Annotated in this window: 20 protein-coding genes; 14 read left to right on the forward strand and 6 right to left on the reverse strand. The window is 71.7% G+C overall.

The window, feature by feature from the left end; genetic code table 11:
- The first annotated feature begins 120 nt into the window (after nt 1-120).
- The 4 genes from HW130_RS17555 to HW130_RS17570 all read left to right on the forward strand — a co-directional run bounded on the left by HW130_RS17555 (nt 121) and on the right by HW130_RS17570 (nt 3,815).
- Nucleotides 121-1,668: an NAD(P)/FAD-dependent oxidoreductase gene (locus tag HW130_RS17555; protein WP_177150532.1), complete on the forward strand. Its 1,548-nt coding sequence runs from the start codon at nt 121-123 to the stop codon at nt 1,666-1,668.
- On the forward strand, nt 1,665-2,582 hold the full coding sequence (locus HW130_RS17560) for an alpha/beta fold hydrolase (protein WP_177150533.1): 918 nt from the start codon (nt 1,665-1,667) through the stop codon (nt 2,580-2,582). Before HW130_RS17555 ends, HW130_RS17560 begins: the two co-directional genes overlap by 4 nt.
- Nucleotides 2,579-3,484, forward strand: a complete 906-nt coding sequence (locus HW130_RS17565) for an SDR family oxidoreductase (RefSeq protein ID WP_177150534.1) — start codon at nt 2,579-2,581, stop codon at nt 3,482-3,484. Before HW130_RS17560 ends, HW130_RS17565 begins: the two co-directional genes overlap by 4 nt.
- 112 nt (nt 3,485-3,596) lie before the next feature.
- The gene (locus HW130_RS17570; RefSeq protein ID WP_177150535.1) at nt 3,597-3,815 is read left to right on the forward strand and encodes a hypothetical protein; all 219 of its coding nucleotides are present in this window, start codon (nt 3,597-3,599) and stop codon (nt 3,813-3,815) included.
- A 79-nt stretch (nt 3,816-3,894) separates the two neighbouring features.
- On the opposite strand, the gene HW130_RS17575 is transcribed toward HW130_RS17570, so the two are convergent.
- Complete coding sequence (locus HW130_RS17575) at nt 3,895-7,227, reverse strand: S41 family peptidase (protein WP_177150536.1); 3,333 nt, start codon at nt 7,225-7,227, stop codon at nt 3,895-3,897.
- Nucleotides 7,228-7,400: 173 nt separating this feature from the next.
- Here HW130_RS17575 and HW130_RS17580 point away from each other — a divergent pair, with 173 nt between their 5' ends.
- Together HW130_RS17580 and HW130_RS17585 are read left to right on the forward strand one after the other, a co-directional pair.
- Entirely contained in the window at nt 7,401-7,973 is a 573-nt protein-coding gene (locus HW130_RS17580; protein WP_177150537.1) for a TetR/AcrR family transcriptional regulator, read from the forward strand.
- A gap of 136 nt (nt 7,974-8,109) precedes the next feature.
- Nucleotides 8,110-10,275, forward strand: coding sequence for an MMPL family transporter (locus HW130_RS17585; RefSeq protein WP_177150538.1), 2,166 nt, complete (start codon nt 8,110-8,112; stop codon nt 10,273-10,275).
- 175 nt (nt 10,276-10,450) lie between these two features.
- Here HW130_RS17585 and HW130_RS17590 read toward each other — a convergent pair whose 3' ends face one another.
- On the reverse strand, nt 10,451-10,861 hold the full coding sequence (locus tag HW130_RS17590) for an SsgA family sporulation/cell division regulator (protein ID WP_177150539.1): 411 nt from the start codon (nt 10,859-10,861) through the stop codon (nt 10,451-10,453).
- 173 nt (nt 10,862-11,034) lie between these two features.
- Between HW130_RS17590 and HW130_RS17595 the strand changes: the two genes are divergently transcribed.
- The 7 genes from HW130_RS17595 to HW130_RS17625 all read left to right on the forward strand — a co-directional run bounded on the left by HW130_RS17595 (nt 11,035) and on the right by HW130_RS17625 (nt 16,818).
- Nucleotides 11,035-12,108, forward strand: a complete 1,074-nt coding sequence (locus HW130_RS17595) for an energy-coupling factor ABC transporter permease (protein WP_177150540.1) — start codon at nt 11,035-11,037, stop codon at nt 12,106-12,108.
- Nucleotide 12,109: 1 nt separating this feature from the next.
- Nucleotides 12,110-12,871, forward strand: a complete 762-nt coding sequence (gene cbiQ / locus HW130_RS17600; protein WP_177150541.1) for a cobalt ECF transporter T component CbiQ — start codon at nt 12,110-12,112, stop codon at nt 12,869-12,871.
- Nucleotides 12,859-13,638 carry an energy-coupling factor ABC transporter ATP-binding protein gene (locus HW130_RS17605; RefSeq protein ID WP_177150542.1) on the forward strand — a complete coding sequence of 260 codons (780 nt, stop codon included), beginning with the start codon at nt 12,859-12,861 and terminating at the stop codon, nt 13,636-13,638. The genes cbiQ and HW130_RS17605 overlap by 13 nt, the downstream gene beginning before the upstream one ends.
- Before the next feature lie 71 nt (nt 13,639-13,709).
- Nucleotides 13,710-14,129: a MarR family winged helix-turn-helix transcriptional regulator gene (locus tag HW130_RS17610; RefSeq protein WP_177150568.1), complete on the forward strand. Its 420-nt coding sequence runs from the start codon at nt 13,710-13,712 to the stop codon at nt 14,127-14,129.
- A gap of 91 nt (nt 14,130-14,220) precedes the next feature.
- Nucleotides 14,221-14,688 carry an organic hydroperoxide resistance protein gene (locus tag HW130_RS17615; RefSeq protein WP_177150543.1) on the forward strand — a complete coding sequence of 156 codons (468 nt, stop codon included), beginning with the start codon at nt 14,221-14,223 and terminating at the stop codon, nt 14,686-14,688.
- A 136-nt stretch (nt 14,689-14,824) separates the two neighbouring features.
- Nucleotides 14,825-16,015, forward strand: coding sequence for a serine hydrolase domain-containing protein (locus HW130_RS17620; RefSeq protein ID WP_177150544.1), 1,191 nt, complete (start codon nt 14,825-14,827; stop codon nt 16,013-16,015).
- On the forward strand, nt 16,012-16,818 hold the full coding sequence (locus tag HW130_RS17625; protein WP_177150545.1) for an SDR family NAD(P)-dependent oxidoreductase: 807 nt from the start codon (nt 16,012-16,014) through the stop codon (nt 16,816-16,818). Before HW130_RS17620 ends, HW130_RS17625 begins: the two co-directional genes overlap by 4 nt.
- On the opposite strand, the gene HW130_RS17630 is transcribed toward HW130_RS17625, so the two are convergent.
- The 4 genes from HW130_RS17630 to HW130_RS17645 all read right to left on the reverse strand — a co-directional run bounded on the left by HW130_RS17630 (nt 16,742) and on the right by HW130_RS17645 (nt 20,414).
- Nucleotides 16,742-17,539: a DUF817 domain-containing protein gene (locus HW130_RS17630; protein WP_177150546.1), complete on the reverse strand. Its 798-nt coding sequence runs from the start codon at nt 17,537-17,539 to the stop codon at nt 16,742-16,744. The two genes, HW130_RS17625 and HW130_RS17630, sit on opposite strands and share 77 nt — an antisense overlap.
- Nucleotides 17,540-17,639: 100 nt before the next feature.
- Nucleotides 17,640-18,491: an EamA family transporter gene (locus HW130_RS17635; RefSeq protein WP_177150547.1), complete on the reverse strand. Its 852-nt coding sequence runs from the start codon at nt 18,489-18,491 to the stop codon at nt 17,640-17,642.
- Entirely contained in the window at nt 18,488-18,724 is a 237-nt protein-coding gene (locus HW130_RS17640; RefSeq protein WP_375256546.1) for a hypothetical protein, read from the reverse strand. The genes HW130_RS17635 and HW130_RS17640 overlap by 4 nt, the downstream gene beginning before the upstream one ends.
- A 55-nt stretch (nt 18,725-18,779) precedes the next feature.
- Nucleotides 18,780-20,414 carry a penicillin-binding transpeptidase domain-containing protein gene (locus HW130_RS17645; protein WP_177150548.1) on the reverse strand — a complete coding sequence of 545 codons (1,635 nt, stop codon included), beginning with the start codon at nt 20,412-20,414 and terminating at the stop codon, nt 18,780-18,782.
- A 309-nt stretch (nt 20,415-20,723) separates the two neighbouring features.
- Here HW130_RS17645 and HW130_RS17650 point away from each other — a divergent pair.
- Nucleotides 20,724-22,312, forward strand: a 1,589-nt coding sequence (locus HW130_RS17650; RefSeq protein WP_218183628.1) for a hypothetical protein, incomplete at its 3' end; no start/stop codon positions are given.

Genomic DNA, 22,312 nt, shown 5'->3' on the forward strand with positions numbered 1-22,312 from the left:
CCGACCCCTACCGCTCGGTATGCCGCTGCTCTACCCTCCCAACCATGCCAGTGATTGCTGGCAGTTTCTTTGCGGTACGGCGATCCGGGACGTTCAGCGGTTTCAGCGGGAGGCAGCGGTATGACCGAGCAGCACGAGCACGTACGAGTGGCGGTGATCGGATCCGGATTCGGTGGCCTCGGCGCCGCGGTCCGGCTGCGCCGCGAAGGCATCACCGACTTCGTCGTCCTGGAGCGCGCGGACTCGGTCGGCGGCACCTGGCGGGACAACGACTACCCGGGCTGTGCCTGCGACGTGCCCTCCCACCTCTACTCGTTCTCCTTCGCGCCCAACCCCGACTGGCCGCGCACCTTCTCCGGGCAGGAGCACATCCGTGCCTACCTGGAGCACGTCGCCGACACCTTCCGGCTCCGTTCCCATCTGCGCCTGAAGCACGAGGTGCTGATGACGCGCTGGGACAGCGACGCCCTCCGGTGGGACATCGAGACCTCGCGGGGCCGGTTCACCGCGGACGTCGTCGTCTCCGCGAGCGGGCCGCTGTCCGACCCGAGGACGCCCGACATCCCCGGCCTGGACGGCTTCCCGGGCAAGGTCTTCCACTCGGCCCGCTGGGACCACGACTACGACATCACCGGCAAGCGCGTGGCCGTGATCGGGACCGGGGCGTCGGCGATCCAGATCGTGCCCGCGATCCAGCCCGAGGTGGGCCGGCTGACCCTGTTCCAGCGCACGCCCCCGTGGGTCATGCCGCGCATCGACCGCAGGATCTCCGGGGCCGAGCGCTGGCTGCACCGTCGGCTGCCGTTCACCGGGGCCGCGCGGCGCGGCCTGCTCTGGGGCATTCGGGAGCTCCAGGTCCAGGCGTTCACCAAGCGGCCGGGCGAGCTCGGGATCGTGGAGCGGCTGGCCAAGGCCAACATGGCCAAGGCGATCAAGGACCCGGCGCTGCGCGCCAAGCTGACGCCCTCGTACCGCATCGGCTGCAAGCGCATCCTGCTCTCCAGCACCTACTACCCGGCACTCGCGCAGCCCAATGTGGACGTCGTCGCCTCCGGGCTGACCGAGGTGCACGGGTCGACCGTGGTCGCCGCGGACGGGACCAGGACGGAGGTCGACGCGATCATCTTCGGCACCGGGTTCCACGTCACCGACATGCCGATCGCCGAACGCGTCGTCGGCGCCGAGGGGATCACGCTGGCGGAGGCGTGGAAGGACGGCATGGAATCGCTGCGCGGCGCGTCCGCGGCGGGCTTCCCCAACTTCATGACGATCATCGGCCCGAACACGGGGCTCGGGAACTCCTCCATGATCCTGATGATCGAGTCGCAGCTGAACTACATGGCCGACTATCTGCGCCAGCTCGCCCTGCTCGGCGAGGGCAGCGTCCTCGCCGCCCGGCCCTCCGCCGTGCACGCCTGGAACCGGCGCGTGCAGGAACGGATGAAGCGCACCGTCTGGAACACCGGCGGCTGCACCAGCTGGTACCTCGACGCCAACGGCCGCAACACCACCATCTGGCCGGGCACGACGACCGAGTTCCGCAGCGCGACGCGGCGGGTGGACCTCGACGAGTACGAGGTGATCCGCGCCCGCAAGGTCCCGGCTCCCGCCGCGGCCGCTGACGCCCAGGTCGCGAAGGACACGAAGGACGCGGAGGTCGTCGCATGAGCCGCCTGCTCCGGAGCGCTCGGCGCACCGATGCGCCCCCCGTCGCCGACCGCGAACTGACCGCGCTTTCCGCCGACGGCTCCCGCATCCACGTCGAGGTCCACGGCCGCGAGGACGCGCCGGCCGTCGTCCTCGCCCACGGCTGGACCTGCTCCACCCTCTTCTGGGCCGCCCAGATACGCGACCTCGCCGCCGACCACCGCGTCGTCGTCTACGACCAGCGCGGTCACGGCCGCACCCCGGCCGGGCCCGTCGGCACCGAGCGGCTCGCCGACGACCTGGAGGCCGTGCTCGCGGCGGCCCTCGCCCCGGGCGAGAGAGCCGTCGTCGCAGGACACTCCATGGGCGGCATGACGATCATGGCCGCGTCCCGGCGTCCCGGCTTCCGCGAGCACGCCGCCGCGGCGCTGCTGTGCAGCACCGGAGCCGCCCGGCTCACCGCCGAGTCGCTGGTCGTGCCCATGCGGCCCGGTCCGCTGCGCACCCGGCTCACGCACCTGATCCTCGGTGCGCGCGCCCCGCTCGGGCCGGTCACGCCGCTGTCCCGGCGCATCCTCAAGTACGCGACCATGGCCCCCGGCTCGTCGCCGGAGCGGGTCGACGCGTGCGCCCGCATCGTCCACGCCTGTCCGAGGACGGCCCGCGTGGCGTGGTCGCACGTGCTCGGCGAGCTCGACCTCGACGAGGGCGTACGGGCGCTGACCGTGCCGACCGTCGTGGTGGCGGGCACGGTGGACCGGCTCACGCCGCTGGTGCACGCCAAGCGGCTCGCCCTCGACCTGCCGCACTGCGTCGGGCTGGTGGAACTCGCGGGCATGGGACACATGACACCGGTCGAGGCGCCCGAGGCGGTGACCGGGAAGATCCGCGAGCTGGCCGGCACGTACCTGACCACGAAGGAGGAGGTCGCATGAGCAGGCGCAGCCTGGAAGGCCAGGTCGCGGTCGTCACCGGCGCGGCGCGCGGCGTCGGAGAGCTGCTGGCCCGCAAGCTGTCGGCCCGCGGGGCGAAGGTCGCGCTCGTCGGCCTCGAACCGGACGAGCTGAAGAAGGTCGCGGCCCGCCTCCACACCGAGTGCGACCACTGGTACGCGGACGTCACCGACCACGAGGCCATGGCGCGGGTCGCGCAGGAGGTCAAGGAGCGCTTCGGCAAGGTCGACATCGTCGTCGCCAACGCCGGCGTGGCGGCGGGCGGTCCGTTCGTCGACTCCGACCCGGTGGCCTGGCGGCGCGTGATCGAGGTCAATCTGGTCGGCAGCGCGGTGACGGGGCGGGCGTTCCTGCCCGTGCTGGTGGAGAGCCGTGGCTACTTCCTTCAGATCGCGTCGCTGGCGGCGATCACGCCGGCGCCGATGATGTCCGCGTACTGCGCGTCCAAGTCGGGCGTGGAGGCGTTCGCGCACTGCCTGCGTGCCGAGGTCGGCTACCGGGGTGTGACGGTCGGCGTCGGCTACCTGTCCTGGACGGACACGGACATGGTGCGCGGCGCGGACCAGGACGACGTGATGCGCGACCTGCGCAAGCGGCTGCCGTGGCCGGCGAACCGCACGTATCCGCTGGGTCCGGCCGTGGACCGCATCGTGGCCGGTATCGAACGCCGCTCGGCGCACGTGTACGCGCAGTGGTGGCTGCGGGGCATGCAGTCGGTGCGCGGCTACCTGCCCGCCGTCATCGGGACCGTCGGCCAGCGGGAGGTGCGGCGGTTCGCGCCCAGGCTCGCCGACGTCTCGAAGGGCCTGGTGGGAGCGGGTGGAGCGGCGGACGAGTCGGCCCGCGCGGCGGGCGCCGTCACGAAGCATGGCAGCCGCCGCTGATCGAAATGCGCGGTATGTGCCTGCGTGCGAGGCTGGTCGAGGTCAGGGGGCGGCGGTCCCCTCGGGGGTGTGCCCGCCCCCGGCCTCCTCATCCTTCCGGGAGTGACGTCTCATGGGTATGTCGGACCAGTCCAAGGAAAAGGCGCAGGAGAGCGCCGATCGGGCGCAGCAGAAGGCGCAGGGCGGCGGCCGGGGCGAGCGGCCGTCGAAGCGCGTGAGCCAGGACCGTGACAGGGAACCGCAGCGGGGGACGGGGCCCGACGACGCACGGGACGCGCAGGAGGCGATGCAGGAGGCCCTGGACCGGTTCAACCAGGACTACGACGCCTGACACGCCGCGTACAGCCGCGTACACGAGAAGGCGCACCCGCTCCTCGCGGGTGCGCCTTCGCCGTCTGCCGGGGCGGCGGTCACCGCTCCCGCGGGGGCAGCGGCGGGCGGCGCAGGTCGGGTGCCGACGAGTAGTCCGGCGGAAGCGCCGCGGGCGCGGACTTCAGCATGTCCAGGGCCAGTTGGACCGCGTCGTCCATGTCGGTGTGGCGGCCCTCGGCCCAGTCCAGCGGGGTGCGCAGCGAGTTCAGATCCGGTTCGACACCGTGGTTCTCGATGGACCAGCCGTACGCGTCGAACCACGCGGCGTTCATCGGCACCGTGATCACCGTGCCGTCGCCGAGCCGGTGCCGGCCCGTCATGCCCACGACGCCGCCCCAGGTGCGGCTGCCCACCACCGGCCCCAGGTTGAGGAGCTTGAACGCGGCGGTGATCATGTCGCCGTCCGAGGACGTCGCCTCGTCGGCGATCGCGACGACCGGGCCGCGCGGTGCGTTCGAGGCGTACGAGACGGGCTCGGCGTTGCGGGTCAGGTCCCAGCCGAGGATCTTGCGGGTGAGCTTCTCGACCACCAGCTCGCTGATGTGGCCGCCCGCGTTGCCGCGCACGTCCACGATCAGCGCCGGACGCGACACCTCCATGCGCAGGTCCCGGTTGAACTGCGCCCAGCCGGAGCCGCCCATGTCGGGGATGTGCAGGTAGCCGCACTTGCCGTCGCTCAACTCGCGTACGACCTCCCGCCGTTTGGCCACCCAGTCCTGGTAGCGCAGCGGGCGTTCGTCGATCAGCGGAACGATCGCGACCCGGCGCGGATGCGCCTCGCTCTCCTCCGCGGCTTCCGCGGGCAGGAAGGTGAGTTCGACCGTGGTGCCGCCCGCCGCCGACAGCATCGGGTAGGGGCCCGCGACCGGGTCCACGGGCCGCCCGTCGACGTGGGTGAGGACCGCGCCCTCGCGGATGCCCGTACCGGCCAGCGGCGAACGGGCCTTGGAGTCGGACGAGTCGCCGGGCAGGATGCGCTTGACCACCCATCTGCCGTCGCGGCACACCAGGTTGGCGCCGAGCAGTCCCATCGCCCGCTGGTAGTGCGGCGGCCCCTCGTTGCGCCGTGCCGGGGTGACATAGGCGTGGGAGGTGCCCAGTTCGCCCAGCACCTCGCGGAGCAGGTCGGCGAACTCGTCGGGGGACGCGACCCGTTCGACCAGGGGGCGGTACTGCTCGAGGACCGCGTCCCAGTCGATGCCGCACATGTCCGGCTCCCAGAAGTAGTCCCGGATCAGCCGGCCCGCCTCCCCGTACGCCTGGCGCCACTCGGACGCCGGGTCCGCCTCGTGCAGGATGCGGCGCATGTCGAGATAGACCGTCGAGTCGCCGTCGCCGGTCTCCGTCGCGGGTACGGCCCGCAGCTCGCCCTCGTCGACGACCACCAGCCGGCTGCCGTCGCCGCTGACCGCGAACCAGTCGAGGTGGTCGACCAGTTCCGTCCTGCGCGCCTTGGACAGGTCGAAGTGCTCCAGCGTCGGACGCCCCGACACGTCGGCAGGGTTGGCGAACGTCTCGCCCAGCGCGCCGGAGATGGGCCAGCGCAGCCACACCAGGCCGCCGCCGCTCACCGGATGCAGCGCCGAGTACTTGGAGGCCGTGACCGGGAACGGCACGACCCGGTTCTCCAGGCCCTCGACCTCGACCATCGCCGTGTGGTCGCCGGAGTCCTCCAGCGGGTCGAGCCCGCCCGCGGCCGGCCGGCCCTCCGGTGTGAGCGCGAAGGGTGAGGGGGTCGCCGACGACAGCGGCACCAGGTAGGGGCGGCAGCCCAGCGGGAACGACAGGTCGCCGGTGTGCACGTCGTACACCGGGTCGAAGCCGCGCCAGGACAGGAAGGCGAGGTAGCGCCCGTCGCGCGTGAAGACCGGGTTCTCGTCCTCGAAGCGGCCGTTGGTGACGTCGACGATCGTGCGGGCCCCGGGTTCGGCGATTCGCGCCATCCTGATCTGGCGCAGCGAGCGGCCGATGCCGGGCTGCGACCAGGTCAGCCAGCCGCCGTCCGGCGAGAACGCCAGGTCCCGCACCGGCCCGTTGTCGGACCTGACCAGTTCCGTGACCTCGCCCGTGCCCTCCTCCGCCGCGTCGACCAGCAGCAGCCGGCCGTCGTGCGAGGCGACCGCGATCCGTTCCCCGTCCGGGTCCGGCGCCATCTCCAGCACGCGCCCCAGCTCGCCCTGCGCCAGCCGCCGCGGCTCGCGGTCGCCGCTCGCGCGCGGCAGGTACGCGATCTCGATGGCGTCGTCGCCTTCCGCGTCGGTGACGTACGCGACCTGGCCGTTGCCGAGCATCGCCGGAATCCGCACCCGTACGCCCGGGGTGTCCGCGATCGTGCGGGCAGGCCCGTCGCGGTGCGTGAGCCAGTACAGGCTGCCGCGGACGCCCACCGCGCTGGCCCGGCCGGTCTCGTCGACGGACAGGCCGTCCACGTTGCCCGCGGCCGGGACCTGGTACGTGCGTCGGCCGGCGCGCTGGCCCCCGAGCCGTACCTCCAGCTTGCGGGGGACGGAGTCCGGGGCGAGCGCGTCGACGATCCACAGGTCGCCGCCGCACTGGTAGACGATCCTGCGGCCGTCGCTGGAGGCGTGCCGGGCGTAGAAGGCGTCGTGGTCGGTGTGACGCTGAAGACCGGTCCCGTCGGGCAGGCACGAGTACAGGTTGCCGACGCCCTCGTGGTCCGAGAGGAACGCGATCCGGCCGCCCTCCTCCGGCGACCACCGGTCGGCTCCCGGCCCGCGGATGAACATCGGGCAGTCGAGGTGTCCGTCCAGGTCGGGCAGCAGCCGCTTGCCGTGGAGCCACAGCCGGCCCGTCGCCCCGCCCCGGTACCGCTTCCATGCGGCGGGCTCGTGCGGGGGCTTGCCGGTGAGCAGCAGCGTGCGCCGCTCGCAGCCGGCGCCGCCGGCGTGGGAGGGCCCGTCGGCCACGTCCGTGACGGCGATGTCGGCGACCGGGCCCCAGGGCAGGCGTCCGCCGGGCGCGCCGTCGGTCGGGACGCTGTAGGCCCAGGAGAAGTACGAGAAGGGCTGGCCGTGCGAGGACACGGCGAGGATCTGGCCGTCGGGCGTCCAGCCGCAGACCCGGGTGTCGGTCGAGCCCCAGTAGCTGAGCCGCCGCGCGGGGCCGCCGTCGACCGGCGCGAGATGGATCTCCGGATCGAGACTGCGCCAGTTCGTGTACGCGATGTGGCTGCCGTCGGGGGAGAAGCGGGGATGGCCGACTCTGGTCCGGTCGACGGTCAGACGCCAGGCGCGGCCCGGCCGTTGACCGTCCGGCACGAGGGGCGCGACCCAGAGGTCGTCCTCGGCCGCGAAGCACAGCAAGTCGTCGTGCAGGTGCGGGAAGCGGAGATACGCGGCGTCGTCACTCACCCCACCCATGCTTTCCGCGCCCGGGGGGCGCGGCAACTCGTGGAGCCGGACGATCACGGTCCGACGGGGCGTGACCCAGCCCACAAGCGAAACGGTTTCGTTTCGTTCGACGACTGGGGTACCTTCGATGTGTACGAAACAGTTTCGTTCGGCAGCGATCGAGGGAGGCCGACATGACGCGAAGCCGGCTCACCCCCGAGCGCGAGGCAGAGCTGTACGAAGCGGTGCTCGACCTGTTGCGCGAGGTCGGCTACGACGCCCTGACCATGGACGCCGTGGCCGGACGCACGCGGTCCAGCAAGGCCACGCTCTACCGTCAGTGGCGGAGCAAGCCCGAGCTGGTCGCCAGAGCGCTGAGGCACAGCAAGCCGGTGCACGTCGGCGACATCGACACCGGCACGCTGCGCGGCGACTTCCACGCGATGCTCGCCCGCACCGACGACTGCCGCATGGAGAAGGACTCCGCGCTGATGCGGGGTCTGGCCCAGGCGGTCCACTCCAACCCCGATCTGCACGAGGCCCTGCGCGAGCTGCTCATCGAGCCGGAGATCACCGGACTCGACGTGCTGCTGCGGCGGGCTGTGGACCGGGGCGAGATCAGGGCGGACAACCCCGCCCTGGGATACGTCCCGCACATGTTCCTCGGCGCTGTCGTCGCCCGGCAGCTCATCGAGGACCGCGCACCCGACCGGGCCTTCCTCACCGACTACCTCGACGCCGTGGTCTTCCCCGCCCTCGGCGCCTGACACGGCGGAGCCCCACTCCGCCGGCCTCCCCGGATCACCAGCACGATCCGCTCACCCCGCACCACCTGACGCGCGCCGCTCTCGTCGTCGGGCCGGCTCCCCTGCCCTGTTCACCTCACACACGGGAGTAGCCCTCGTGGCCACGTTCCTCTACACACTCGGACGGACCGCCTTCCGGCGCCGCCGTCTCGTCGCCCTGCTGTGGGTGGCCCTGCTCGTGCTCGCGGGCGCCGGCGCGGCCTCCGCGCCGACCGCCACGTCCTCGTCCTTCTCGATCCCGGGCACGGAGGCCCAGAAGGCCTTCGACCTGCTGGAGGAGCGCTTCCCCGGCGGCAGCGCCGACGGCGCCACCGCCCGGGTCGTCTTCAAGGCGCCCGACGGCGGCAAGATGACCGACGCCGGCCCCAGGGACGAGGTCGCGAAGGCGGTCTCCGAGCTGAAGTCCGGCTCCGACCAGGTCGCCTCGGTCACCGACCCGTACACCGCGCGCGCCGTGTCCAAGGACGGCTCGACCGCGTACGTCTCCGTCACCTACAAGGTCACCTCCATGGAGCTGACCGACGCCACGCGCGAGGCGCTGGAGGAGACCGGCACCGAGGCGCGCGAGGCCGGGCTGACGGTGGAGATCGGCGGCGACGCGCTCCAGACCATGCCGGAGCAGGGAGTCGGCGAGATCATCGGTGTGGTCATCGCCGGGATCGTGCTGGTCATCACCTTCGGATCGCTGGTCGCCGCCGGACTGCCGCTGCTCACCGCGATCATCGGCGTCGGCATCGGCATCTCCACGATCACCGCCCTGGCGAGCGTCCTCGACCTCGGCAGCACCACCTCGACGCTGGCGATGATGATCGGCCTGGCGGTCGGCATCGACTACGCGCTCTTCATCGTCTCCCGCTACCGCGCCGAGCTGGCCGAGGGCCGCGAGCACGAGGAGGCGGCCGGACGCGCCGTCGGCACCGCGGGCTCCGCGGTCGTCTTCGCCGGCCTGACCGTGGTCATCGCCCTGGTCGGCCTCGCCGTCGTCAACATCCCGATGCTCAGCAAGATGGGCTTCGCCGCGGCGGGCACCGTCGTCATCGCCGTCCTCATCGCCCTCACGCTGATCCCGGCGCTGCTCGGCTTCGCGGGCAAGCGGGTCCTCGGCCGCAAGGTCCGCAAGGGCGAGCCGGTCTCCGACAAGCCGAACGCGGGCACCCGCTGGGCGCGTTTCGTGATCCGCCGCCCGGTCGCCGTCCTGCTCGCCGGCGTCGTCGGCCTCGGCGCCGTGGCCGTGCCGGCCGCCTCGCTGGAGGTCGGCCTGCCCGACGACGGCTCGCAGCCGGTCAGCACCACGCAGCGCAAGGCGTACGACCTGCTGTCCGAGGGCTTCGGTCCCGGCTTCAACGGTCCGCTCATGGTCGTCGTCGACGGCGACAAGAGCGCCGCCGACCGCACGGCCGAGGTTGTCAGGGGCCTCGAAGGCGCTGCCGTCGTGACCCCGCCGACGCTCAACAAGACCGGTGACACCGCGGTGATCACCGTCGTCCCGAAGGACCGTCCGTCCTCGGTCGCCACCGAGAACCTGGTCCAGGAAATCCGCGACAGGAGCGGTGACGAGGTCCTGGTCACCGGCGCCACCGCGATGAACATCGACTTCTCGCAGAAGATGAACGACGCGCTGCTGCCCTACCTGGCGCTCGTCGTCGGCCTCGCGTTCCTGCTGCTGATGGTCGTCTTCCGGTCGGTGCTCGTGCCGCTCAAGGCCGCTCTCGGCTTCCTGCTCTCCGTCGTCGCGGCGCTCGGCGCGGTCGTGGCGGTCTTCCAGTGGGGCTGGCTGGGCTCGCTGTTCGGCGTCGAGCAGACCGGCCCGATCATGTCGATGATGCCGATCTTCATGATCGGTGTGGTCTTCGGTCTCGCGATGGACTACGAGGTCTTCCTGGTCACGCGCATGCGGGAGGCGTACGTCCACGGCGAGCGACCCGGCGAAGCCATCGTCACGGGCTTCCGGCACGGGGCCCGGGTGGTGACCGCGGCGGCCGTCATCATGATCGCGGTCTTCTCCGGCTTCATAGGCTCCAGCGAGCAGATGGTCAAGATGATCGGCTTCGGTCTCGCGATCGCGGTGTTCTTCGACGCCTTCGTGGTCCGTATGGCGATCGTGCCGGCGGTGCTGGCCCTGCTCGGGCACAAGGCCTGGTGGCTGCCGCGCGGGCTGGACCGGGTGCTGCCCAACGTGGACGTGGAGGGCGAGAAGCTCCACAAGGAGCTGGGTGACACGCCGGGCGATCCGGACGAGGACCGGGAACTGGTCCGCGTCTGATCCCCGATTGCTCCGGGGGTCCGTGCGGCGGTGGTGGGCATCGCACCGCAGCGGCCCCCCGGGAACGCGACGGCGCCGTGGGGACGGGAGCCGTCGTGACAGGTGGCCGTATCCGCCGGACCGGGCGGGTACGGCCACCTTGCGTCGCATGGCCGCTGTCGGGTGTCGCGGGCGGTCAGGCAGGGGCCGGGGGCGCCGAAGGCGCAGCCGCGGGGGCCTGTGCGGACGCCGGAGGGGCCACGGGCGCCGGGGACGTCGCGGCCACCGCGTACGTGTGGCGCAGGAAGCGGCTCAGCGTCTTCGCGTCGAACTGCACCACCGCGACCCCGTCGCGCGTGTGGAACTCGACCACCGCCTGTACCCGGCCGCACGGCCAGATCTCGATGTCCCCCCGTCTGACCGGCGCGTTCAGCCCGCTCTCCAGCACCTCGCGCGGGAAGGTCCACTCCCTGCCGCTGGGGAACGAGAAGCACACGGCCTGTGGGTCCGCCGTGGGGTCGTAACTGAGTGAGACGCGTACGGCGCGGTACTGAGGAGCGTCGGTGACGATCCGGCCTCGTGCGTGTTCCATGACGGCGGGGGACATGGCCTGCTCCTCACACTCGTCCTCTTTGTCATCCAATGTCCCACATTTCCCTTGGCGTGCTCGCTCCGCTTGTCGACTGCACTGTTCATCTGTGATCTGTGCGCTCTTGCATATCGTTCGCAAGAGCGACCTATCATGGGACGGTTATTCATCTGTCCGAAGCGGAGCCCGCCATGCATGTCCCTGACGGATTCATCAACGCGCCGGTCTCGGTGGCCGCCGGAGTCGCCGCCGCCGGCGCGGTCGCCGTCAGCCTCCGCGGCGCCCGCCGCGAGCTGGGCGGATCAGCCGTCGCGCTGGCCGGCGCCGACCGCACGGCACCGCTCGCCGGCCTCGTCGCCGCGTTCGTCTTCGCCGTGCAGATGCTGAACTTCCCGGTCGCCGCAGGCACCAGCGGGCATCTGCTGGGCGGTGCGCTCGCGGCCATCCTCGTCGGGCCGTTCACCGGCGTCCTGTGCATAGCCGTCGTGCTGCTGATGCAGGGCATCCTCTTCGCCGACGGCGGCCTCACGGCCCTCGGCGTCAACGTCACCGTCATGGGCGTCGTCACCGTCCTGGTCGCGTACGGGCTGTTCCGCGGGCTGGTCACGGTCCTGCCGCGCAGCCGGCGCTCGGTGACCGTCGCCTCCTTCGTCGCCGCGCTGGTCTCGGTGCCGGCCGCCGCCGCCGCGTTCACCCTGCTCTACGCGGTCGGCGGGCTGACCGACGTGCCGATCGGCTCGGTCCTCACCGCGATGGTCGGCGTCCACGTCCTGATCGGCGTCGGCGAGGCCGCGATCACCGCCCTCACCGTCGGCGCCGTGCTCGCCGTGCGTCCGGACCTCGTGTACGGCGCACGCGGCCTTGCGGCCCCGCTCAAGCTCCGCGTCGGCGGCGAGCTCGTCGACGCCCCGGCCGAGCCGGCCCCCGTGGCCGCCCGGTCGCCGCGCAAGGTGTGGCTGACGGGCCTCGTGACCGCGTTCGTCCTCGCCGGGTTCGTCTCCTTCTACGCCTCGGCCAGCCCCGACGGCCTGGAGAAGGTCGCCGCCGACAAGGGCATCGACAAGACCGTCGAGGAGCACGCCGCGGCCGGCTCGCCGCTCGCCGACTACGGCGTCGAGGACATCACGAACGCCCGGCTCTCCGGCGGCCTCGCCGGTGTCATCGGCGTCGGCGCGACGGTCGCCGTCGGCACCGGGGTCTTCTGCGTCGTGCGCCGCCGCCGTGCGGACAGCGAGCAGGACACCCGCGTGCGGAGCTCCGTCTGACATGGGAGCGGGGCACGCCCACAAGCTCTACCGGCACGGGCACTCGCCGGTCCACGCCCTGCCCGCCCACTGCAAGCTGGTCGCCGTCCTGTGCTTCGTGCTCGTCGTCGTCTCGACGCCGCGCGAGGCCGTGTGGGCCTTCGGGGGGTACGCGCTGCTGCTGGCGGCGGTCGCCGCGGTGGCGGGCGTCCCGGCGGGCTTCGTGCTCAAGCGGCTGCTGATCGAGGTCCCGTTCGTGGCCTTCGCCCTGCTCATGCCGTTCGTCGTCCCGGGCGGGCGGACGGAGGTGCTCGGGGTGGCGCTGAGCGTCCCGGGCCTGTGGGGCGCGTGGAACATCCTCGCCAAGGGCACGCTCGGTGTCGCCGCCTCCGTGCTCCTCGCCTCGACGACCGAACTGCGCTCGGTCCTGCTCGGCCTCCAGCGGCTCCGGCTGCCGTCGCTGCTGGTCCAGATCGCCTCGTTCATGGTCCGCTACGGCGACGTGATCGCCGACGAGATGCGGCGCATGTCGATCGCCCGCCGCTCGCGCGGGTTCGAGGCGAGGGGCGTGCGCCACTGGGGTGTGCTGGCCAAGACGGCGGGCGCCCTGTTCATCCGCTCCTACGAGCGCGGTGAGCGGGTGCACCTCGCCATGGTGAGCCGGGGCTACACCGGGACCATGCCGGTCCTGGACGACGTGCGCGCCACGCCTGCCCAGTGGTCGTACGCCGCCGTACTGCCCGCGACCGCGCTCGCGGTCTGTCTGCTGGGATGGATGCTGTGACGACCCTTTCGCCGGAGACGATCCCCTCGCTGGAGGTGCGTGGGCTCGCGTACGCGTACCCCGACGGACACCAGGCCCTCTTCGGCGTCGACCTGACGGTCGGGCGCGGTGAGCGGGTCGCCCTCCTCGGCCCCAACGGCGCCGGCAAGACGACCCTCGTCCTGCACCTCAACGGCATCCTGGCCGGCGGGGTCGGCACGGTCGCCGTCGCCGGACTGCCGGTGGCCAAGAAGAACCTCGCGGAGATCCGCCGCCGGGTCGGCATCGTCTTCCAGGACCCGGACGACCAGCTGTTCATGCCCACCGTCCGTGAGGACGTCGCCTTCGGGCCGGCCGCCTCCGGTCTGCGCGGTGCCGCGCTGGAGCAGCGGGTCACGGACGCGCTGGAGCGGGTCGGCATGGCGGATTTCGCGGACCGGCCGCCGCACCACCTGTCGTTCGGACAGCGCCGCCGGGTCGCCGTCGCGACCGTGCTCGCGATGGAGCCGGAGATCCTCGTCCTGGACGAGCCCTCGTCCAACCTCGACCCGGCGTCCCGCCGTGAACTGGGCGACATCCTGCGCTCGTTGGACGTCACGGTCCTGATGGTCACGCACGACCTGCCGTACGCGCTGGAGCTGTGCCCCCGCTCGGTGGTCCTCAGTGACGGCGTGATCGCCGCGGACGGCGCCACGCAGGACCTGCTGGGCGACGAGGACCTGATGCGCAGCCACCGGCTGGAGCTGCCCTTCGGCTTCGACCCGAAGTCCGTGACAATGGGCGCGTGAACCGCACCGAGGAGACCCGCACCGACGAGACCCGCACCGACGAGACCAGGGCCACCACGGCCACCGCATCACTGCTGCTCGACGACCAGCTGTGCTTCGCGCTGTACGCGGCGCAGCGCGCGGTGACCGCCGCCTACCGGCCGCTGCTGGCGGAGCTGGGCCTGACGTATCCGCAGTACCTGGCGATGCTGGTCCTCTGGGAGCGCGGCGAGGTCCCGGTCAAGGAGCTGGCCGCCGCACTGCGGCTGGACTACGGCACCGTCTCGCCGCTGCTGAAGCGGCTGGAGTCGGCGGGGCTCGTGCGCCGCGAGCGTTCGGCGGCCGACGAGCGCTCCGTGCTGCTGGTGCTCACCGACGAAGGCCGGGCGCTGCGCGAGCGGGCCGAACGGGTGCCGGGGCAGCTGATGCGCAGCACCGGTCTGGAGGGGCCCGAGATCGCGCGGCTGCGTGCCGAACTGCACCGGCTGGCCCAGGAGGCGGACCCCGGCTGATCCGGTCTACCCCGGAGTAACAACTGCCCCCGGATTCCGATACATTGTGCGCGATGTAAATGCAGCGGCGCACTGACCACGGGGAAGCACCATGAGCGAGCAGGCCACTACAGCCGACATCTCCGCCACCGCCGACACCCGGCCCACGAAGATCATGTACGTGGCGGAGGCCACCGCCCACGGCGGCCGGGACGGCTATGTGACGAGCCACGACGGCCGGATCGACCTGCGCGTGGCCATGCCGCCCGCGCTCGGCGGCGACGGCAACGGCACCAACCCGGAACAGCTCTTCGCGGCCGGCTACAGCGCCTGCTTCCACAACGCCCTGGTGCTCGTCGGCCGCCGCGCCGGTCTCGACCTCACAGGCTCCACGGTCGCCGCCAAGGTCGGCATCGGGCCCAACCGGGCCAGGGGATACGGACTCGCGGTCGCTCTCAACGTCTCCCTCCCGCTCGTCGACCAGGACCTCGCCGCACGGCTCGTGGGCGACGCGCACCAGGTCTGCCCGTACTCCAACGCCACCCGCGACAACATCGACGTCTCCATCGTCCTCAGCTGACGGCGCCGTCCCGAGCTGACGCCCCGTATGGGGGCACCTCCTGGGCCGAAGTCCCCCAGCTACCGCTGGGAGGTGCCCCGAGGGGGAGTGCCGCCCCGGCATCCGGCCGGTCTGGACCACGTTGCACCATGGGGGGATGGACGGCAGTGAAGGAGCACATGTGGTGGACGTCCGGGGCACGGTGGCGGACGGCTTCGAAGCGGTCGCGGACGCCTTCGTACGCAACTTCGAGCAGCGCGGCGAGCGCGGGGCCGCGGTCGCCGTCTACCGCGACGGCCGCAAGGTCGTCGACCTGTGGGCGGGCGCCCGTGACGTGGACGGCCGCGAACCCTGGGCCGTCGACACCGCCCAGGTCGTCCGCTCGGCGACCAAGGGCGTCGCCGCGGCCGTGGTCCTCCTGCTCCACCAGCGCGGCCAGATCGACCTGGACGCGCCGGTCGGCACGTACTGGCCGGAGTTCAAGGCGGCGGGCAAGGAGCGCGTCCTCGTCCGCCACCTGCTCGCGCACCGTGCCGGCCTGCCGGTGCTGGACCGGCCGCTCACCCCGGCCGAGGCCGGTGACGGCACGAGCGGCCCCGCCGCTGTCGCCGCCCAGGCCCCCGCCTGGGAGCCCGGCACCGCGCACGGCTACCACGCGCAGACCTACAGCTGGCTCCTGGGCGAACTGGTGCGCCGCGTCACCGGCCGGACCATGGGCCGCTGGGTCGCCGAGGAGATAGCCCGCCCGCTCGGCCTCGACTTCTGGATCGGCCTGCCCGCCGACGAGGCCCACCGCGTCGGCCGCCTCGGCCCCGTCGCCGAGCCGGAGACCGCCCAGGGCGGCGGCCTCAAGCTCCGCCCCAAGCGCTCCGTCTCCGAGGCCTACCGGGACCCCGCCTCCCTGACCCGCCGTGCCTTCGGCGCCATCGACCCGGCGCCCGACGAGAACGACCCCGCCTTCCGCGCCGCCGAACTCCCCGCGTCCAACGGCATCTCCACCGCCCGCGCACTCGCCCGCTTCTACGCCGCCACCATCGGCGCGGTCGACGGCGGGCCCCGGCTGTTCGCCCCGGCCACCCTCACCCTCGCCCGTACCGAGGAGTCCGCCGGACCCGACCGCGTGCTCGTCGTCCCCACCCGCTTCGGCCTCGGCTACATGCTCCACGGGCCCGCCTCGCCGCTGCTGGGCCCCGGCTCCTTCGGCCACCCTGGCCGCGGCGGCTCCCTCGGCTTCGCCGATCCGGAGTCGGGCATCGCGCTGGGCTACGCGACGAACGGCATGCGCAAGGGGGTTACGGCCGATCCTCGTGCGCAGGCGCTGATCAGGGCGGTACGTTCGGCCCTGTGAATCGCTTCGAGGGACACGGCGTACTGATCACCGGAGCCGCCCGCGGCATCGGGGCGGCGACCGCCCGGCGCCTCGCCTCGGAGGGCGCGCGGGTGCTCGTCACCGACATCGACACGGACGCCGCCGAGGAGACCGCCGCGTCCATCGACGGTGCGGAGCCCTTCCCCTGCGACGTGGGTGACCGCGGCTCGGTCGAGGCGGCCGTCGCGCACGCCGTGGAACGCTTCGGCACCCTCGACGTGCTGGTCAACAACGCGCTCTCGGCCACCCGGGACACCGAGAGGTTCGAGGACCTGCCCGACGACGACTGGGCCCGTGACCTCGACATCTGCCTGACCGGGGCGTTCCGGTGCTGCCGCGCCGCACTGACGCATCTGGAGGCGGGCGGCCGAGGGGCGATCGTCAACATCGGCTCCGTCAACGCCGAGCAGTCCTTCGGCGGTCACGCCTACAGCGCCGCCAAGGCTGGTCTCGCCTCCCTCACCCGCACCCTCGCCGCCGACGCGGCGGCGCGCGGCGTCCGCGTCAACCAGATCAACCCCGGCACCGTCCGCACCCGGGCCTGGCAGGACCGCGCGTCCGAACTGGACGCCCTGCGCGAGGTCTACCCTCTCGGCCGTGTCGGCGAGCCCGAGGACATCGCGGCGGCAGTGGCCTTCCTCGCCTCGCGCGACGCGGCCTGGATCACCGGCACGACGCTCCGGGTCGACGGCGGCCTGCTCGCCGTCAACTCCGGTTTCGAGCGACTGCACGCGAGCCTGGCAGCGAACGGCCGGCCGACCCCGCCGTCAGCACGAACGTGACCGTGATGAGCAGCGCCCACGCCCCGAACTTGGCCACCGACACCGGCTGCCAGCCGGTCAGTTGGTCCGGATAGCTCCAGGCCCCCGCGTACGTCGCGATGTTCTCGGCGACCCACAGGAAGAAGCCGATCAGCACGAACGCCAGGGCCAGCGGCATCCGGTGGTCGCGCTCCCCCACCCGGAACCGCACCCACGTCCCCGCGGTCGCGCACAGCAGCAGCGCCGCGAGCACCCAGCGCGCGTCGGGCAGCCAGTGGTGGCTGAAGAAGTTCACGTAGACGGCGGCCGCGAGCACCGCCATGACCCGGGGCCGGTAGCCGGTCAGCCGCAGGTCGAACAGGTGCCAGGCCCGGCAGAGGTAGCTGCCCACGGCCGCGTACATGAACCCGCCGTACAGCGGTACGCCGCCGATCTTCGTGAGCGCCTCCTCCGGGTAGGTCCAGGAGCCCATCCGCACCTTGACCAACTCGAAGAGGAGCCCCACGAGATGGCAGCAGGCGATCACGGCGGTGTCGCGGGCGCTGTCCCAGCCGAGTTTCCTGGCGATCACAGCCAGGGCGATGCCGTAGAGCAGCAGCAGGTCGTAGCGGGCGACGGGCAGGTCGGGCAGCTGCCCCGAAACGGCGATGCCGCCGACGAGAGCGACGGCGAAGGCGCAGCAGCGCGCCTCCAGCAGGCCGAAACGGAGCAGCTGGCGTATCCCGTGTGTGATCATCCCCATGGCGGCAGGGACGCCTGCGAGGCGCCGCCCGGTTCGCCGGCACCGCGCATCAGTCGGCACCGCGCGTCAGCCGGCTCCGCGTATCAGCCCGCTGTGAGCATCAGCCCGCCTTGAGCATCAGGCCGATGCCCAGCACCATCAGGCACGCCGCCGCGATCCGCGGCGCCCCGAACCGCTCCTTGAACAGCAGCGCGCCGATCGCCGCGCCGACGATGATCGACGACTCCCGCAGCGCCGCGATCGGCGCGAGCGGGGCGCGGGTCTGGGCCCACAGCACCAGTCCGTACGCGGCGATCGACATCGCCGCGCCGAGCAGTCCGCGCCCCACATGAGGCCGCAGCTGGGCGGTCAGCGCGCCCCGGCGGGCGTACACCGCGTAGGCCGGGACCAGGAGGCCTTCGAGGACCATCAGCCAGGCGATGTAGCCGACCGGCGTGCCGGACGCGCGCACGCCCAGGCCGTCGACCACCGTGTACGCGGCGATCGACAACCCGGTCGCGAGCGCGGCCGCGATCGCCGGCCAGTGCGGGCGTGTGCCGGAGCCCTTGATGCCCCACAGCGCGACACCGACGAGGCCCGCCGACGCGACGCCGACACCGGCCGCCTGCCAGGCGCCCAGATGCTCGCCGACGAACACCACGGCCGCGACCGTCACCACCAGCGGGGCCGTGCCGCGCGCGATCGGATACATCTGGCCGAAGTCGCCGAGGCTGAACGACCGCATGAGCAGGGCCTGGTAGCCGACGTGCAGCAGCGCGGACGCGACGAGGTAGGGCCAGGCTCCCGCCGCGGGCACCGGGGCGAAGCACGCCATGACCGCGCCCATGACGGCGGCGCCGCCCGCAATCAGGGTGAAGGCGACGAGCTGGTCCTTGATCCCGTGCGCCAGGGCGTTCCAGCCGGCATGCGTGACCGCCGCGGCGAGCACCGCGGCGGCGACGAGAACCGTCACGCCGTGCGCTCGCGGACGTCCACGACCGTGCCGCCCGCGTGGGCGATCAGCATCTCGCCGACGTCGCAGCCGATGGCCTCTGCCGCCTGCGCAGCGATGGGGGCACCTCCCGTGCCCTTGGGGCTACGGGGGAGCGTCGCGTCCGGGAAACGGCGTGCGGTGTCCTCGAGTCCGAGTTCGCGCAGAGCCTCGGCGAATCGGGGGTGGGCGTCGGCGGGGTCGTGAGTGCTCATGGCCCGCACGCTAGCGGTGGTTGTACGGGCCATGCGACCGTGTTTCACCTCATCGTCACCGCGCGTTCAGCACCTGCGCGACGACCGGACCGGCGGCGTCGCCGCCGTGCCCGCCGGAGTCGACGACGGCGGCTGCGGCGAGGTCGTCGGCGTACCCGGTGAACCAGGCGTTGGAGTCGCCCTGGCCGTCGACCTCGGCGGATCCGGTCTTGGCGCCCTTGTTCCCGCCCACGGAGGCCATGGCCCGGGCCCCGGTGCCTTCGCCGGCGGCTCCGGCGCTCATCAACTGACGCAGGGTCTGCGCCATGCCCGCGGGCAGCGGCTGTGCGGTGGCCACTTCACGGTCGTCGAGGTCCTGCGGGACGATCACCGGCTGCCGGAAGGCCCCGCCCTTGACGGTCGCGGCGATGGACGCGACGTTGAGGACGTTCATCTGGATCTTCCCCTGGCCGATGTACGAAGCCGCCGTCTCGGCGCCCGTCGAGGCGGGGACCGCACCGTCCCAGGTCTTCACTCCGGTCTGCCACTCTGCACCGATGCCGAAGTACTTCAGGGCCGTCTCGCCCAGTGCCGACCCTGCGCTCTGTCCCAGCGGCTTGACCGGCTTGATGAAGGTGGTGTTGCAGGAGCGGGCGAAGGCGCGCTGCAGTGTCGTGGTCCCGAGCGAGAAGTCCTCGAGGTTGTGGAACTCGCGCTCCCAGGTGACCGTCGCGGGGCACTCGACCGACGAGCCCGGACCGCTGACCAGACCCTTGTCCAGCATCATCGCCGCCGTCACGATCTTCATCGTCGAGCCCGGCGCCTGCGCGCCCCCGAACGCCGTGTTGAAGCCCTGCGCCGGGCTGTTGGCGACGGCCCTGATCCGGCCGGTGCTCGGCTCGACCGCCACGACGGACGCCCTGCCGAACTGCTTCACCGACTTCTCGGCGGCCGCTTGCACGCCCGCGTCCAAGTAGGTCCGGAGCGTGCCCTCCTCACCCTTGGTGAGCGTGAGCAGCGTCGTGTCGGGCACGCTGCCGTCCGCCGATGTGACGACCAGCTCGACGCCCGGCTTGCCGCCCGCCTTCGCGCCGTACTTCTCGCGCAGCTGGTCCAGGACCGTGCCGAGCGAGGGGTACTTCTCCTTCGTCAGCTCCGAGCCGTCCTTGTCGACCGCCTTGATCGGCGGGGCGGACGCGGTGTCCGTGGCGAGCGAGGTGCCCTTGGTGAGCTGCGGGTGCACGACGGACGGCTGCCAGTCGACCAGCGGCCTGCCGGTGGTCAGCCCGCGGACGACGGTCAGCTCGGAGGAGTACGACCAGGGCTTGGACGTCCCCTCGTACTCCACCGTCGCCTCGACCGTGAACGGCACCTTCGCGCCGACGGCCGCGCCGGGCTTGATCACGGCCTTGGTGACATGGGCGTCCTCGCGGTAGCCGGTGAGCAACGGCTCCGCCTCCGCCGCGTTGTTGGTGAGCTGCGCGGCGGCCGGTCCTTCGCCCGCGGCCCACGCGGTGAGGAAGTCCTTCGCGGTCCTCTCGACCTCGTCCGCGCTCGGCGGCCCGGTCTCCTTGGCGGACCGGGTCGTGACGCCGCCCTCCCCGCCGTTCCCGGTGAGCCCGTTGTACAGGTTCCATCCCCCGTAGCCGACACCCGTCGCCACGACGGCGAACACGCCGCCGACGACGGCGACCTTCGCTCCACTGCGCATGACCGCAGCCCCCTCCCCAGAGTGCGCATCCTGAACACGTTCAAGATCGCGAGTCAGGTGCACTCTACGGGACGGGGATGACGGGGGAGGGGTCGTTATGGGACTGCGACGTCAGCCCGAACCGAGTGTCGCCGTCGTCCGCGGCACGGTGCCCTCGCGTTGCGAGATGCGCCGAATGAGGGAAGAGTGGTTTTCGTACCGCCTGTGCGTCGTTGAGCAGTGCATCTGCGTGACCACAGGCCGCCGCCGCCCTCAGGGCCGCGTTTCGCAGGGTCAGAAAAGCACCTGGAAAGCACGGTTGGAACAACCATGTCCAGAACTGCCCAGCACAACATCTTTCGTTTCGTCGGCGCCTCCTGCCTGGCTGCGGCGCTTGCGCTCTCGCCGGGCCTGGCGAGTGCTGAGGCAGCGCCCCAAGCGCTCGCTGAAGTCACTGCCGCAGTACCCGCTCAACCATCTCCGCCTACTCCGCCTCCTGAGGAGGAGCAGGAGGAGCAGGAGCAGCAGCCCCCGCCTGCGGAGGAGGAGCAGGAGGAGCAGGAGCAGCAGCCCCCGCCTGCGGAGGAGGAGCAGGAGGAGCAGGAGCAGCAGCCTCCGCCGGCGCAGCAGGAGGAGCAGCCACCGCCTGCGCAGCAGAGGGCGGAGCTGCAGCAGGTGACGCCCGAGCTCAAGCAGGATGTCCAGGAACTGACGGCCCAGCAGGACGCCCCCCAAGCGCTCAAGGAGACTGCGAGCAAGCTGAACAACACGCTGAAGGTGATCGAGGACACGTCGACACCGCTGGCGGAGAGGGTCGCGCTCGCGGACGTCGTGAAGCAGTCGACGGATGTCCTGGCGAACGTGGAAAAGGCCGCTGCGCCGTCCGAGGTGAAGGCGTCCGTGACGAACACCGTGGAGACGTCGACGGAGGTCCTGACGGACATCCAGCAGTCGAACGCTCCGTCTGCGGTGAAGGTGGCAGTGGCGAACACCGTGGAGACGTCGACGAATGTCCTGGTGAACGTTCTGAAGTCGAATGCGCCGCCCGAGGTGAAGGCGGCGGTGGCGAACACCGTGGAGACGTCGACGAATGTCCTGGTGAACGTTCTGAAGTCGAATGCGCCGCCCGAGGTGAAGGCGGCGGTGGCGAACACCGTGGAGACGTCGACGAATGTCCTGGTGGATCTTCAGCAGTCGAATGCGCCGTCCGCGGTGAAGATCGCGGTGGCCAACACCGTCGAGACGACGACGACCGTCCTGGTGGACGTGCTGAAGTCGAATGCGTCGTCCGCGGTGAAGATCGCGGTGACGAACACCGTGAAGACGACGACGACCGTTCTGGTGGACGTGCTGAAGTCGGGTGCGTCGTCCGCGGTGAAGATCGCGGTGACGAACACCGTCGAGACGACGACGACCGTTCTGGTGGACGTGCTGAAGTCGAATGCGCCGTCGGCCGTGAAGGTGGCGGTGACGAACACCGTGAAGACGACGACGGATGTCCTGGTGGACGTGGTGAATTCGAATGCGCCGTCGGCGGTGAAGATAGCGGTGACGAACACGGTGAAGACGACGACGGACGTCCTGGTGGACGTGGTGAATTCGAATGCGTCGACGGCCGTGAAGGTGGCGGTGACGAACACCGTGAAGTCGACGACGAATGTCCTGAAGGGCTGTCTGAAGTCGAAGGCGTCGCCCGCGGTGAAGATAGCCGTGACGAACACCGTGAAGACGACGACGGATGTCCTGGTGGACGTGGTGAATTCGAATGCGCCGACGAGCGTGAAGGTGACCGCGACGAATGTCGTGAAGACGACGGCGGATATCCTGGTGTCGGCTCTGCAGTCCGGTACGAAGCCGACGGATCAGAAGGCGGCGACGGACTTCTCGAAGAAGGTGAACACCACGCTGAAGGAGGCCCA

It is taken from the genome of Streptomyces sp. PKU-EA00015 (assembly GCF_013387495.1).
Taxonomy (GTDB): Bacteria; Actinomycetota; Actinomycetes; order Streptomycetales; family Streptomycetaceae; genus Streptomyces.

Bases quoted from the DNA above. Each gene is read 5' to 3' on its own strand.
- cbiQ (WP_177150541.1), top strand. From the start codon at position 12,110: ATGGGAGCGGGGCACGCCCACAAGCTCTACCGGCACGGGCACTCGCCG.
- HW130_RS17620 (WP_177150544.1), top strand. From the start codon at position 14,825: ATGGACGGCAGTGAAGGAGCACATGTGGTGGACGTCCGGGGCACGGTG.
- HW130_RS17605 (WP_177150542.1), top strand. From the start codon at position 12,859: ATGGATGCTGTGACGACCCTTTCGCCGGAGACGATCCCCTCGCTGGAG.
- HW130_RS17645 (WP_177150548.1), bottom strand. From the start codon at position 20,414: ATGCGCAGTGGAGCGAAGGTCGCCGTCGTCGGCGGCGTGTTCGCCGTC.
- HW130_RS17615 (WP_177150543.1), top strand. From the start codon at position 14,221: ATGAGCGAGCAGGCCACTACAGCCGACATCTCCGCCACCGCCGACACC.
- HW130_RS17590 (WP_177150539.1), bottom strand. From the start codon at position 10,861: ATGTCCCCCGCCGTCATGGAACACGCACGAGGCCGGATCGTCACCGAC.
- HW130_RS17565 (WP_177150534.1), top strand. From the start codon at position 2,579: ATGAGCAGGCGCAGCCTGGAAGGCCAGGTCGCGGTCGTCACCGGCGCG.
- HW130_RS17630 (WP_177150546.1), bottom strand. From the start codon at position 17,539: ATGGGGATGATCACACACGGGATACGCCAGCTGCTCCGTTTCGGCCTG.
- HW130_RS17555 (WP_177150532.1), top strand. From the start codon at position 121: ATGACCGAGCAGCACGAGCACGTACGAGTGGCGGTGATCGGATCCGGA.
- HW130_RS17640 (WP_375256546.1), bottom strand. From the start codon at position 18,724: ATGAGCACTCACGACCCCGCCGACGCCCACCCCCGATTCGCCGAGGCT.
- HW130_RS17580 (WP_177150537.1), top strand. From the start codon at position 7,401: ATGACGCGAAGCCGGCTCACCCCCGAGCGCGAGGCAGAGCTGTACGAA.
- HW130_RS17560 (WP_177150533.1), top strand. From the start codon at position 1,665: ATGAGCCGCCTGCTCCGGAGCGCTCGGCGCACCGATGCGCCCCCCGTC.
- HW130_RS17595 (WP_177150540.1), top strand. From the start codon at position 11,035: ATGCATGTCCCTGACGGATTCATCAACGCGCCGGTCTCGGTGGCCGCC.
- HW130_RS17570 (WP_177150535.1), top strand. From the start codon at position 3,597: ATGGGTATGTCGGACCAGTCCAAGGAAAAGGCGCAGGAGAGCGCCGAT.